General features: G+C 44.5%; 16 protein-coding genes. All 16 read left to right on the top strand.

Translation table 11 applies throughout. The annotated features are described in order from the left end of the window. The first annotated feature begins 197 nt into the window (after positions 1–197). Positions 198–926, top strand: coding sequence for a Flp pilus assembly protein CpaB (cpaB, locus tag ACFVS2_RS33475; protein ID WP_390240861.1), 729 nt, complete (start codon positions 198–200; stop codon positions 924–926). After that, positions 923–2,326, top strand: a complete 1,404-nt coding sequence (locus tag ACFVS2_RS33470) for a CpaE/TadZ family protein (protein ID WP_390240859.1) — start codon at positions 923–925, stop codon at positions 2,324–2,326. The genes cpaB and ACFVS2_RS33470 overlap by 4 nt, the downstream gene beginning before the upstream one ends. An 11-nt stretch (positions 2,327–2,337) precedes the next feature. After that, positions 2,338–3,825, top strand: coding sequence for a TadA family conjugal transfer-associated ATPase (locus tag ACFVS2_RS33465; protein WP_390240857.1), 1,488 nt, complete (start codon positions 2,338–2,340; stop codon positions 3,823–3,825). An 11-nt stretch (positions 3,826–3,836) separates the two neighbouring features. Beyond that, on the top strand, positions 3,837–4,733 hold the full coding sequence (locus ACFVS2_RS33460; protein ID WP_390240855.1) for a type II secretion system F family protein: 897 nt from the start codon (positions 3,837–3,839) through the stop codon (positions 4,731–4,733). A gap of 11 nt (positions 4,734–4,744) precedes the next feature. Next, entirely contained in the window at positions 4,745–5,659 is a 915-nt protein-coding gene (locus tag ACFVS2_RS33455; protein WP_390240853.1) for a type II secretion system F family protein, read from the top strand. A 90-nt stretch (positions 5,660–5,749) separates the two neighbouring features. Next, positions 5,750–5,926, top strand: coding sequence for a hypothetical protein (locus tag ACFVS2_RS33450; RefSeq protein ID WP_017246982.1), 177 nt, complete (start codon positions 5,750–5,752; stop codon positions 5,924–5,926). Beyond that, the gene (locus ACFVS2_RS33445; protein WP_173621219.1) at positions 5,923–6,420 is read left to right on the top strand and encodes an A24 family peptidase; all 498 of its coding nucleotides are present in this window, start codon (positions 5,923–5,925) and stop codon (positions 6,418–6,420) included. The genes ACFVS2_RS33450 and ACFVS2_RS33445 overlap by 4 nt, the downstream gene beginning before the upstream one ends. Next, positions 6,417–6,848, top strand: coding sequence for a TadE/TadG family type IV pilus assembly protein (locus ACFVS2_RS33440; protein ID WP_390240850.1), 432 nt, complete (start codon positions 6,417–6,419; stop codon positions 6,846–6,848). The genes ACFVS2_RS33445 and ACFVS2_RS33440 overlap by 4 nt, the downstream gene beginning before the upstream one ends. Continuing rightward, positions 6,845–7,354 (top strand): hypothetical protein, encoded by a 510-nt coding sequence (locus ACFVS2_RS33435; RefSeq protein ID WP_173621221.1) that lies wholly within the window; start codon positions 6,845–6,847, stop codon positions 7,352–7,354. Before ACFVS2_RS33440 ends, ACFVS2_RS33435 begins: the two co-directional genes overlap by 4 nt. A gap of 97 nt (positions 7,355–7,451) precedes the next feature. Next, complete coding sequence (locus tag ACFVS2_RS33430; RefSeq protein WP_390240848.1) at positions 7,452–8,069, top strand: DUF4046 domain-containing protein; 618 nt, start codon at positions 7,452–7,454, stop codon at positions 8,067–8,069. Between the two features lie 108 nt (positions 8,070–8,177). After that, positions 8,178–8,456 carry a hypothetical protein gene (locus ACFVS2_RS33425; protein WP_007725157.1) on the top strand — a complete coding sequence of 93 codons (279 nt, stop codon included), beginning with the start codon at positions 8,178–8,180 and terminating at the stop codon, positions 8,454–8,456. 148 nt (positions 8,457–8,604) lie between these two features. Then, positions 8,605–9,369 (top strand): hypothetical protein, encoded by a 765-nt coding sequence (locus ACFVS2_RS33420; RefSeq protein ID WP_007725159.1) that lies wholly within the window; start codon positions 8,605–8,607, stop codon positions 9,367–9,369. Between the two features lie 44 nt (positions 9,370–9,413). Beyond that, positions 9,414–10,250, top strand: coding sequence for a CpaE/TadZ family protein (locus ACFVS2_RS33415; protein ID WP_390240846.1), 837 nt, complete (start codon positions 9,414–9,416; stop codon positions 10,248–10,250). After that, the gene (locus ACFVS2_RS33410) at positions 10,247–11,035 is read left to right on the top strand and encodes an SAF domain-containing protein (protein WP_390240844.1); all 789 of its coding nucleotides are present in this window, start codon (positions 10,247–10,249) and stop codon (positions 11,033–11,035) included. Before ACFVS2_RS33415 ends, ACFVS2_RS33410 begins: the two co-directional genes overlap by 4 nt. Further along, positions 11,032–12,150, top strand: a complete 1,119-nt coding sequence (locus ACFVS2_RS33405; protein ID WP_390240842.1) for a hypothetical protein — start codon at positions 11,032–11,034, stop codon at positions 12,148–12,150. The genes ACFVS2_RS33410 and ACFVS2_RS33405 overlap by 4 nt, the downstream gene beginning before the upstream one ends. Beyond that, complete coding sequence (locus ACFVS2_RS33400) at positions 12,150–13,511, top strand: ATPase, T2SS/T4P/T4SS family (protein WP_390240840.1); 1,362 nt, start codon at positions 12,150–12,152, stop codon at positions 13,509–13,511. Before ACFVS2_RS33405 ends, ACFVS2_RS33400 begins: the two co-directional genes overlap by 1 nt. The last annotated feature ends 152 nt before the right edge of the window (positions 13,512–13,663 follow it).

Raw genomic sequence — 13,663 nt, 5'->3', positions numbered from 1 at the left:
TTAGCAATCATGCGTATTCAGTTTTGAAGGAATGAGACGAAAAGCTGTATTCCCGATTACTTGTAAAAAGTAATGGAGAATGCAGCTTTTTTTGTGTAATAAGTGTAACCGTGCATTTGTTCTGCACGGTTTTTTTGTTTTCTTTTTTTGTCCCGCTATTCTCCCCTACGCTAGAAACAATGGAGAGGAGGGGGAGAATGTCTATACATCCGCTACGACTATTGGCTATATTGCTTTTCGCTACATGTATAGGTGTAGCGACCTACATCATTTTGAAGCCGCATCAAGTGACCTATATACAATTGCAATCAACAGTGGAAAAAGAAAGTGGCCAATTACTTGAAGCGAGGGATATGGAGCCATTGACACTGAGACTGGGAGGGATCTTTCAACAACCCATTGCTCCAATTCCAGGCTTGATTCCATGGGAAGAAGGACAGAGCCTTGTCGGTTTAGCATTCACACGACAAGTGAAGGGAGGCCGACCATTATTGCAAAGTGATTTGGAACAAAAAAGCAAGGCGCAAGGCAGCGGAGGGATATCAGAAAAAATGACAGGTATGAGCATTCCCGTAGACAATGTAGCAGGAGTTTCACCACATGTATCAAGCGGAGAAAGTGTACACGTCTATGCTTCCTTTGAAGATGAGACAGGAGCACATTCTGGACTCCTATTGCAAAACATGCCGATCATTGGAGTTCAACGCGAAATGGAAGGTGATCATCCCAATTTGGTAGCTGTTACTCTCTCCCTGACACGTGATGAGGCTGTCTTGCTAACACACGCACTTCATTATGGAAAAATCAGATTGGGCTTGGCGGCAGTGAAGGATGGGGGAAATCCGGGAATAGGAGACGCAAAATTCGCTGCAGAGTTAATGAAGACGAAAACACGCTGGGGTATTCAAAAGGAGGAGCATGAGTGAAGAGGCGTTTGCTCATAGTAGATGATGATCGAGATTCAGTTCGCTTGTTAACGGCTCAACTTATAAACAGTAGATGGATAGAAGTGTGCGGCGAAGCAATTGGGGTGGAAGAAGCATGGGCAAAATTACAGGCAAGCCAACCCCATTTGGTGTTGCTAGGTGGTATTAAGGGAACGGAAAGAGGGGTGTTGTGTCAGCAGTTTCGGCTAGCCTTTCCTCATCTTTCATTTATTGCTGCTTGCTCAAGCAATGAACTGGTGTGGGAACCGTTTTTCCGGAACTTAGGCTTATGGGTTATTGCCAAGCCTATTGAACCAGGGCAAATCGAAGCGTTGGCCATGATGATACAGCCTTCAGGCATGGTAGCAGAAACTGCGCCACAACAACACCAGTATGTAGTCCAGGAACAATCCAAGGGCTATCCGAGCCAGCCGCCTTCATTCTCCGAGCCGATCATAGATAGACTAGTTCCTGAAATGACTCATCCCAAACAGCTTATTACTGTTTACGGCCCAAAGGGTGGCGTAGGAAAAACATTTATTTCTCGTGAGCTAGCGATTTTCTTTTCCATGCAAAAAAACGAAGGTCTCCCATTGCGGGTAATCGCTGTAGACTTCAATCTTGATCTCGGTACATTTGCGACTACTTTGAATCTCCCTCGTACCCCTAATCTTTTTACGTGGGTAAAGGATCTTGATGCTCAGTTGCATTCGTTTATTCAGAGTCAAGGAAAAGACCCGTATTCCATTAGCAGTGAGGAATGGCAGGAATACGCACAAGCCTTGCCGTTATCTCCTCAACAAATCGAGAAATATGTGGTTGCTCATCCTGATACGGGATTGCATGTACTTACCTCTCCCCGTGATATTCGGCAAAGCTTTGAAATCCGTGACTACCATTTATATCTGATTCTCGAAACGTTAAAACAAAGCAACTACGACGTCATTCTTATCGATACGGCTCCTGATACGACAGATGCAACGATTCAAGCTCTATTTTTTGCAGAGCATGTCGTGATGGTGGGAAATCCGGTGGTAGACTCCATTGAAAATATTCAACGATTGCTAAAACTATTGCGAGAAGCAGAGTACCCTGAAGAACGCATTCAAATTTGTATGAATCGTTTGCAGCGGAAAGAAATGTTTACCCTAGATGAAATTCGTGCTTACTTCCAACTTCATCCTAGCAAAAAAATCTTCTCAATACCTGACGATGTGGAAGTAAAAAAATCGATTAACACTGGAACGCCAGTCATGCTCCAGACAGGGAGAATTCCGGCCAAGGAAGCCATTGAGACATTAGGAAAAGCACTGTTTCCCGTAGATGGGGAGCAAATGAAGGCTGCTGGAAAAGAGAAACAAAAAGAGAAAACATCTCTCTTTAAGTGGTTATGGGGATAAGGGAGGGTGTCATGTTCGATAAAAAACAGTTACTAGGCATTTCTAATCAAGTCCGTACAGCGCATGAATTACGATCAGCGGGGAGGGGAATGGCGGGAGTTCCTTCGACGCTTCACGAAAAAATACAATTCCCCGATCACGAGCGGATGAATGAAAAATGGGTCGGGACAGATAGAGAAACATCGATACGTACCCAGATTGTCGAGAAATACGGAAAACGATTATGGGAGGAAAAGCAGTCCCCACTCTTGTTAGATGAGCTGACGGCAGATATTCGAATGCTGCTGGAGTCGCAAACCACCCTGACATCCATACAAATGGAAGCAGAAGTAAAACGATTACTGCATTCTTTGACCGGTTGGGGACCATTAGACGCTTTATTAGAGGATAACGACATCACAGAGATTCTTTTTCACCGCTATAACTATCTCGTTATTGAAAGAAAAAGTACTGGTCGTCTTGAATCGCCGGACAATGCTGTTTTTCGCGATGAAGAGGAGCTGCTGCGCTTATTGGAACAAATTGCAGCGACAATGGGGCGTGAGTTTAATGAAACAAAAGCAGAGTTGCATACACAGCTTCCAGACGGTTCCCGGGTTGCCGCTACGCATCGCTCTATTTCTCCCGATGGTCATATGCTCACGATCAGAAAACACCGTGAGCTACTCAGCGAGTTTGACTACTTGCGGTATGGATCCATTTGCGAGCCGATGCTTCTCTTTTTAAACAGAGCCGTCCGTTTATCTCGTGCATCTGGCATTGTCAGTGGAGGAACAGGTTCAGGCAAGACACACATGCTCAATCTCATCTCTCAGTATGTTCCTGATCATTTAAGTATTATTACGATCGAGGACGTTTTGGAGATGAAGCTTCAGCATCCTTTTGTGCGCAGATTTTTAGCGAAACCTGCGAATTATGAGGGCAAGGGTGGGTTTTCGATCAAGGATTGTGTTCGTTTGTCCTTGAGAAAAAGGCCAGATGTCATTATGGTCGGTGAGACACGAGGTGGTGAAATCGTAGATATGCTTTGGGCGATGAATACGGATCACCCTGGTAGCTGGAGCACAGCGCATGCAAACTCACCGCGAGCTTTGGTCGATTCAACATTGCCCATTTTATTTGGAAAAGCAGATGAAGGGTATAGTGCTGAAGAGCGCAATTTAATGATCGGTTCAGCACTGGATCTGATTGTTCAAGTAAAACGTTTTGAAGAAGATGGCAGTCGCAAGGTTGTTGCGATAACGGAGGTAGTGGGGACGGGTCAATCGCATGAAGAATGGATAAAACGAGCTTGCAACATTAAACAGGTTCTCCCTGATCGGGTGTATTTGCAGGATATTTACGTGTACGAAGCAACTGGGATGGAGAATGGGAGAGTAAAGGGTCATTTCAAATGGACAGGCTATCGCCCAGAGCGACTTATTAAACGATGGCTAGAGAAAGGACTGTCGCGAGAGGAGATTGAGCAAGTCTTTTTCACCACTCCAATACCTCTATAGGAGGAGAAGGTATGGATATTAGCTTACCTGTTGCGGTAGGGATGGGGATGGCCATCCTCTTATTGATCATGCCAAACAAATTTTATATGCGAGAACCGATGGGGAAGCACGAAATCGTAGAAGTGCTCCAACAGGAACGAAAAACAATTTGGAAGCAGTTTGAGGAGAGGTTGGCGAAATCGCGCTCAGGGTGGGGGGTAAACCAGTATGTGACCCTCTCTTTTTTATTGGGGATCGCGTCCTTTGGTGTGAGTAGTCAGATCTTGCAGTCTTGGTGGATGGCATTGCCTGCTTTGCTGGCAGGGATTATGTTTACCGAACGGTTGGTGAGTGTTTGGGGAGCTCGTCGAAAGGACGATTTCGAAGCAGGCAATGTAAAAGCGATTCGTCTCATGGCTAGTTCTTTACGTACTTCTCCATCGTATTTACATGCGTTTGAACAGGTAGCGGCTAGTCCATTTTTATCAGAAATCGTATTAGAGGAATACAAGCGTATTGTAGAGCTATTGCGGGCACAAGTCCCGTTAGAGCACGTAATGAATCGATTCTTTGAACGTACAGGATCAGCAGATGTCAAATATTTAGCGACCATTGTCTACATTCAACGTGAGATGGGCGGAGATATGGCCAAAACGCTCGATTTGGCTGCCTCTTCGATATTGCGACGCCGACAGTCGCTCCGTAGACAAAAAGCAGCTATGGCTCAGATCGTTGCACAAGTGAATTTACTAAGTGTCATGCCGTTTGTTTTTGTCATTGCTTTGTATGTGAACAATCCCAATCATTTCGATCCACTAACGGCCACAATGGGGGGACGGTTTCTGATTTTAGGAAGCTTGGCTTCTATTTTGGTTGGGGGAGAAGCAATTCGTTATGTTGCGCATAAAAGCATAAGCAGGGGAGCATAGGAGAGGGTGCAATGTTCGTTCTCGTTATAAGTATAGTGGTGAGTGTTGCTATATTTCTGTACGGCTTGCCGTCTTGTGTGAGTAAGGGAGAACCCTTCTCCGCCACACTTTTGGGCAGGATTGATTCTGAGAAACAGGCAAAGCTTGAGAAATCGTTTCAACAAGGACGAAAAAGGTGGACACTGATTCGAGGCTTGGAGAAAAACCAGGTGCTGCTACAGCATTTCTACAAATGGACGGGTGTCGATAAGAAAAAAATAGAGGAAACATTGGCGCGTCTGGGGATCGATATAAGTCTGACAGAGATTGTCTTGTTCCGGCTCATCAGTATGTGTTTCATTGCTTCATCTCTAGCTTCATTGGCAATGAGCATGGTTAACGGTGAAAAAATCGGTACGATGAATGGGCTTCCCTTAACGTTTAGTTTATTTTTGTACTTGTTGCCAAACATGCTGCTAGATTGGGCGGACAAGCGGGCAAAAGCTGAAATTCGTGAGCAGGTTCCTATTTTTTTCAGCATTGTGCAATCACTGGTGGAAGCAGGCATGCCATTGCAGCAGGCTGTTAAGCAGACAGCGAGACGATTTGATGCAAGACTTGGCAGAGAGCTTGCGAGCCTAGAAATGGGAGAAAAAAGGCATGGGAACTGGAGAAAGGCGCTTGAAGAGCTGGCTTTTCGATGGGAGGTAGATTCGTTGACTACCATCGCGTTGGAGATGAACGAGGCGATGAAAAAAGGGGTTAGCATATCACAAATGTTGTCTGTCCAAGTAGAGGAGCAAGTGAGACAACAAGAAGACGAGGCTGCTACCCATATGAATCGGTTAAATATCAGGTTATTGCCTTTTGTCATTTTGTTAATGGGCCTACCGTTGTTGTTCTTGGTGATGGGTCCTGCATTCATTGGCATCGGAGAAAGCTTGTAGAAAAATAAGCGCGTATAAATATTTTTGCGAGAGGCACTGTCTTTTGGCAGAGTGAAAATAGAACCAAAATCTCAATGAGGAGTGAATGGAATGGGAGCCATCGCAGATTACGTCAAGCGTTTTTGGTATGAGGAGGACGGTGTTACGATCGTGGAAATGGTCATTATCATTGCCGTCATCTTGATTGTGCTTATTCCGACACTGACACAACTAGGCACTGCCGAAGACGAGAAGCTGAAGGAACTGCAAGAAAAAATAAGCAAATGACAAACGTAGTCTTGCTGGGCGTATTAGGAGCGGCAGCATGGATGGATTGGAGACGAAGGAAAATACCGAATACTCTTGTTTTTCCAGCGATTGCTATCGGCTTCTGGTATCAGTGGGAAGGTGAATTATTAGCTGGAGCATTGTTAGGTGTGGCAGGAGCCTTTTTGTTGACAGTTGGTCCCGTATTCTTAAAAGGGATGGGGATGGGGGATCAAAAGTTGCTGATGGCTGTTGGTGCTTGGACGAGCTGGAGTGTGGTGTATTCTTTGTTTTTACATTCCATCATTTTGTGCCTGATTGTTATGGTGTTCTATCCGCAAAATTGGGCTCGCTTACGCAACAATCTTCAAATCATGGCAGCCGGATGGTCGGCTCATCGACAAGTATGGCTTCCAGGCAGGGAAAGAACAGCCTTTTCATTCCCCTACGCGGTATATTTGCTGGGTGCTTTTGTGTTCCAATCCGTACGAGATGTTATCGGAGCAAGCGGATGATCACACACATGGGACGAGTGATACGTACGAGGGTGAATGATGAGCGAGGCAGCCAAATGATTGAGTTTATTTTGGTGTTTCCTTTAGTTTGGATCTTGATCGTATTCTCCTTTGACCAATTCAGCATGATGTACAACAAGCAAAAGGCATTGGCGGCTGCTTATGAGGCAGGAAGAATTGCTGCAGTGCAGCCCAATTTCGGTTTGGCCAAATTCCATGCGAAACAGCGAGGTACATCGGAATTAGCACAAGGTATCGGAGTCCTTCACAAAGATGTGCAGTTGGAGCTTGATGGGAACGGCTGGAGAAAAGGTAGTCATGTAAAAGCTGAAGCAACAGTTTCATTTCGGCTTCTCGCTACGGGGGAATTATACGAGATAACCGAAAGCTATCACATGATGGTTGAAAATGCGGAGGAGAAGCAATGAATGATCTGTTGCACCATTTTTTGTTTCGAGTGAAGGAAGAGCGCGGGGCAACAATGATTACTGTGCTCTTCTTTCTCTTCTGCTTGGGCAGCCTGCTCTCTATCCTGTTATTTTTGGAGCAGACAGATTATCTAAAAATGAGGATGCAACATACAGCCGATCTGATTACCAAGGGAGCGCGTGTGGCTGGAAAATGGGAGTACGTGGATTCAAACGGTGATAAGCAAATCAGATTGTTTGCGACAACAGAAGAAGCTGAACGGCGTGATGCGGATATCATTCGCGGGGCACGTGAAGAAGCGGGGATTCTTTGGAGATTAAACAGGCCGAATCTGGAGGGGACAAGTGAAGAGGTCTCTATCATTCACCAAAAAGGTGAACGGCCTTATTTGTACTTGCAAGGAATCTATCATTTAGAAGTAAAGGTTGAAAAGAATATACCTGTATTTTGGGATGAGCTTTTTGTAAAAATGAACAGAGTCTCCCAGTCTGGAGTCTATGAATAAAGTCACAATTTTGAACAAAGGCACTGTTATTTTTGTCCTAATCCCGCATGGTAATTTAGTAGTATATTCCAGAAATGGGGATAGGAGTGAGATGACAGTGCCCTCAAAAATAGTCGATCGGTACAAACGAATTCTTAACGGAGAGCAAAAGCGTTTTTCCCCGTATGAGTTCGAAGAGGTGCAGTACCGTAAGCAAAAAGTCCAATTGGTTGTCAGATATGCGATTGAGAATGTAAAAAGATGGACACCAGAGCAAGCGCGACGTGAATTGAGCTTGCAAGATGTAAAAGAATTGAAGCTGCATTTAGTAAGAGAATTTATTGAGCCGCCTATCGAGGCGAAGGCTGAGGATGTGTATTATTTCTTAGAATTTGCTTATCCGTATTTACCTCGGCTTCCAGAAGAGCAACGAGTGCTATGGGTTTACCAAGAAGTGCTTTCAGGCATAAGACGTCATTTTCCCCCAGCTTATTTTCAGAGCATAAAGGGTGAGGAACGGGCAAAAATATGCGTCGACTATATGTGCAAGCATCTACTAAAGCTGGCAGATTTGCGTCAACTGCCAAGTATCTTCAGCAAAACAGAGAGAGCGTATACGCTCCTGAAAACATATAAACTAAAAATTCTCGTCGATACACTCTACTTTTCACCATTTGATATGGTCACTGAAATGTATCCCGAACTTAGTGATCCCTCTTATTGGGAAGAGTTATAAAAATATTTGCACAACCCTGCTGTCTTTTTTTACGGTAGAGATAGTTTCATAGGCTTATAAGCAGATGAAACGGCCGTACTCTACAGGTGAGAGAAGGAGGCGTTGCGTATGGCAACAGTAGAGGCTCACCAGAAATGCTCTGCATCCGTGGAGCAGCTTCTAGGGCGACAAGTACGCTACCAGAAGCACAAACCCGGCAGATATCTTTCAGTGGAAAGAGTTCCGCAGGGAGCGTTCCAGATCGAATCCGTACATCGATTTGGAGAGAGAGTAGTACTCAATGACGGACTGATTGTAATGGAGAATGCTCCAACCGTCATGGAGCGCGGGGGAAGGATCGCTCTTCTTTTCGCGACCGGAGAAGAACTTTACTTTGTAACGGAGTAGGTTCTCTTAATCGCCTTGCACGGGTGCGTGTGAGGCGACCCATAAAGCGAAATGCCTGGTTTATCAGGCTAAATAAGATTCGACGAGTCGAGAATGCTTTTGGAGAATATCTAACGCTCTATAAAAAGGAAAATGGGGGTATCTTGACGTGTTGGCAAAGAGTGCAATCGAATTAGTCAACCGCTGCTATGAGGAGACAAACAAGCTGACATTGTTGTCATTGGAAGAGTTTAAGGAATCCTTTATTGCTTTTGTTTTTGGAGATTACCAGGAAGAGTTTATGGTTCAGTATGATCTGGAAGAGTTTTATGAGCATCTGAATCAGCTTCAGTTATCGAATTGCCGGAGAGATTTTGATCGAGCAGTTGAGGAATGGTACATCACAGAGTATGGAAGCGGGTATAAAGGCGTCAATTATCATGACATTTTGTTTACGCTAGTAAAGGAAGCAGTCGTTCAATACCAATCGCCAAATCGGATAGCACTCATCCGAGACGTAACCAAGCATCTAACTATGCCAAATGGATTTCTTGCCCGTTGGCAAAATGGGCAGATACGTGAGCGTCCCATCCCCACATATTTTAAATACTTGATGAAGCTCGGTGTACGTACACATGAAGATATTGAAACGTTGGTAGACATGTGGCTGGTAGAGTACCCAAACGCATTTAATAAAAAGCAGCAGGAGCTATTTGCCAATCCACCGAGAAGAGGAAGACCTAACAACGTCGAACTTGCTCTGTTAATCGAGCTAGCTATGAAAGTGAGACCAGAAATGACAGCTCAGGAACGAGAGCGACTGCGCAAAATATACTATTATCATCGCAAGTCCCTCACTGTTCGAGAGATGGTTGAGAAATTTGAGAAATACATTGCCAGTAAAAATAAATCAAATGATTCCCAGGTGGGATAATCATGTTTCACCAAATGAGCCGCTTTGTCTCCAGGTTCCGTGATTTGGAGCAGCAGGAGTTTTCACAGTCTATTCAGGAAGAGCGGCAATGGAGAGTGCTTAAAGAAAAGCTTGCTTCGCCACCAATAGTTGAGCAACAGGAGTTGTATCAGCGTAAATGTATTGCTGTTATGAGTTTGTACGCACAGGCTGGAGCTAGTTTTCTTGCAAGTAACCTAGCGTATGCATGGTCAGGAAAAGGCATTCCTGTCACCCTTTGCGAGTTACCAAAAGTGACTTCCTATTATTATTTTGCACTTGATTTTGAACGTAGAGTTCGACAACAAGAAAGAGATTCTCCTACACCATCGCTCCTCATGCAGAATAACCATCTTCGCATCCAGATAGAATCCCCAGCACAACTTCAGCACGAATCTTCTCAAACAGATACAGCTAATTGGTTACTACGGATTTGTAAGGATAGTCCCATTGTTGTCATTGATGTTTCTTCCTACTGGAATGATATCCACTCCAAACAAATTTTTGAGCATGCCGACGAAATATGGGTAGTATTTGATGCAGATTTGGCTAGACTTACCCGTTTGTTCCTGGTAGATCCAGCCCCTACTTGGTGGAACACAGAAAGAAGAAAAATAAAAATGATAGCAAACAAGTGGAATAGCCAATTGTCTCGGGCAAGCATCATGAAAAAAGTAGAAGGAACGCTCTCCCTATGGGATCAGCAGCCTGGATCTACACAGGTAACTGACATGATTCCGTTGATGGATGGAGAGAAAACAGCAATGGCAAGCGCCAAAGCTAATCTACTATTGGAGCTTTTCCCGGAGGAAGAGATTGAGTTTCAGTCATTGATTCATGCTTATAAAGGAAGGATGTTATGAAGAAGCAAACATTGCTTGTCATTTGCTTAATTTCGTTTCTGCTAGCAGGGTCGTCCTTTTATGCGGCGACTCAATATATTGACGCGATGGCTGCAGAAAAGCTGTTTGCCCCAGTTGTAAAGGTAGCTGGAGGGAAAGAAATAGCAGCCTTCGAGCCGATTACACAAGATGATGTGATACTTGTACAGGAAGAAGTGGATGAAATTCTTCCAGGTTCAGCACGTGATTTGGATACCGTTTTGGGGAAAAGGAGCACGCAGACTATATACGAAGGCGAGCAATTATTAGTGGAAAAGCTGACAGATTCGCAGCTTTTACCGGAAAAAGGGGAGGCGCGCTACGAGTTCCCTCTACTATCCATCCATCCTTTAACGGAATTACGCAAAGGTGATCATGTGAAAATTTGGGTCAAATACAAGAATCTCTCGGAGCTGCAAGACTATCCTGCACCACTGCATTTTAGAAAAACCAATGATACGGCAGATTTGTTATTTGAAAGTCAGCTTGCAAGCGTGAGGGACAATAATGGTATTGAGATCTATACATTAAAGCCGAGCTTGTTGCCATCTCCTGATCAGATGGATTCTATCTTTCATGGATCACGAGAAAAGCCGTTGCAGAATGGCGAAAAACGATATCGTGACTACCGGGTTCAGCCAACAGCACTACCTGCTTTTATCGGCTTTAATTTGACAGACGAGGAGTATGTGATCGTAAGCGAGGCAATGTCATATGGGATGCTTCAGGTAGGTCATATCATGGGTTCAAAGGAGCAAGCATCATGAAAATTTTAGTTTGTTATCCGATGAAGTCACTCGCCAAGACGTATATGCCTGTGTACAGTGATGTGCTGGTAGCTGAGTCGGCGGCGGAGTTTTCACGGCTTGTACAGCTTTATATGCCAGAAGCTACCGTGATCTTTTCCGAAATGTTCAACTCTCCCGTTTGGGAATGGCTTCCGGCCTTGAAAGCACAACTCCCACCAAACTCACCGTTAATTATTGTTCCTCTCTATCGGGATGAGAAGATGATTGAGAAGGTAGCGGAGGAGTCCGGGCTAGAGCATGTATACCTGTTATCGGCCCATTTATCACAAGAAGAAATACGCCATCAAATCAGTCTGATTCTAGGCTTCGTGCAAGAGTGTACAGACATCGGATCGTCAAAAGAAAATGGGCTCGTTTACGCTTTATTAAGCTACGGAGCTTCTGGCATTACTACCTTTTGTATTAATTATCCCGTCATCCTAGCGAGACAGCATCCTGAAAAGCGCATTGTCGTACTTGATATGAATGACGCCAAGCCGGATCTAACACGTTTCTTCAAGCTCCAACAACATCAATTATCATTATTTCGTCCTGACTTTATCGATATACAAACAACTGCCAAGCGTAATTGGAGCAATGTCTGCAAACAGAGCGCGCACTTGCCAAATTTGTATTACGCACATGCTGCTAGCAAATGGAAAAGCTCAGAATTAAGCAATCTAATTCGTGTGTTTCGCATGCAATTTGACTATGTATACGTCGATTGGGGTTACTGCTTTCCTGAGTCTGAAACTCTACAGCGGTTGCTTCATACCGTTGACCGCAATCTTTTATTCGTGAGAGCTGATCCCTTTAGTATCGATAGTGCCAGAGAGTGGCTGCATAAATGGAGAGAAAGAGGAGTGAAATGCGAGGTTCTGCTCAGTCATTTAGATCCTGGGCAACCCTTTCGAATCGGGGAGGATGTTTCGGTCTACGGTGTAGTACCACGCATTTCAGAGAGCAGGCTCAATCAATCTCATCAGAGCTGCAGTGTATTAATAGAAGAGTTTTTCGCTCCCAAATCGTACATCAGCAGTTTGAAGGAAATTGCTAAGGCACAATATATGGATAAAAGTGCGGTGTTTTGCTGATGAGAGGGATAGAACGAGAACAACGAGAACAACGAGTTGGATCGGACATCGAAACGATCGAGGACATTAAACAAGCAGCAAGAGAGTATTTAAATCATTTTGGCAAAACTCGAGAAGAGAAGCTAGAGATGCAACGAATTCTCGCTTTGGCAGAACAGGGAGATCGTGATAGTCACAACCATATTATTCTTCGCTTGCAGCATTATTTTGAGGAAGTCCTCCAACGACCAGTAACCGAACAAATTTTGCCGCATGTCAATGGTTACGAAGGTCTCACCTTTTCTACATACGGGTGGGGCATACTCGATGCCGTCCTTCATTTGTCTCCGTGGGTAGAGGAAGTGCGAATTTCTGCAAACCGCAACATTGCCTACTTGGAGCAAGGGGTCAAAAAATTTCTCTCTTACACACCAAGCTGGAAAGAGGTTGAAACCCTTCAACAAAAGTTGACCAATACAGCGGGTCTATCTTTTAACGAGAAAAAACCTAGATTGAGTGGATACTTACATTCTCTAAAAGCGAGACTGACTATGTTCACTTTCCCTTATTCCAGAGTACCGACCATTCTGGTTAGACGATTTACAACGCCTACTTTTTCACTCGACCAACTTCGTACACAGCAACAGCCAGCCTTCGACGAAAGAATTCAATGGCTAATGGAACAGCAAGTGTACGGACGCAGCAATGTACTGGTTATTGGACCGATGGCTGCAGGGAAAACAACGTTGATGATGTGTATGATGAAACTGAAGGATCCTCGGACAGAATATATCACGATCTTTGAAAGTGAACATGAGATGCGATTTGGTGATATTTGGTCAGGTGAAGTGATTGAACTCCAAAACGTGGAGGAAATCGGCATTGAATTGGGGCATTGCTTCAAAGACATGTACCGATCAACCGCGAATACAATTTTGATTGGAGAAATTCGCGAGCCGATAGAAGCGTACCATTTTATAAATGCCGGAATCAGAGGGACGGACGCAACAATCGGAGCGATGCACGAAAGATTTGCTCATAGAGCGTTACATGATTTGACCGATCTTGTGTATCAATACGGAGGGCGGAGTGTCGAGCTGACCCAGGAGCGGATTAGCAGGGCAGTCAATTTTGTCAATTCGCTTACATACCGCAACAGTGGTCACCGTTTTATTGATGCCATTCATACAACGGAGTGGAATTCATCTTTTAACCGAGTCGAATCTATTCCTCTCGTAGGTCGCAACATGCAGACGGGAGCTTATGAATGGACGGGAAATCAACTGAGCCCACATTTAGTTGAATACATGTGTTACGTCGGCAAAGCAGACATTGAAGTGTTGAAAGAGCTACGTCTTACCGATATAGGCAGGCAGCTATGATTTACACATTTCTTTTCCCAGTGTTTCTATGTCTCTTCTCTGGCTTTCTGTTTCTCGGCTTACACTTGTATAAGGGATGGACAAGTCCACGCGTGTTCTTCCCGCGTACAGTTGAGGTATGGAGAGAGAAATTTTTAAGGCATTCTACCCGG

It is taken from the genome of Brevibacillus sp. NPDC058079 (genome assembly GCF_042885155.1).
Classification (GTDB): Bacteria; Bacillota; Bacilli; order Brevibacillales; family Brevibacillaceae; genus Brevibacillus.
Note: the sequence above shows the minus strand (reverse complement) of the source record. Positions and strands in the feature narration are given on the sequence as shown.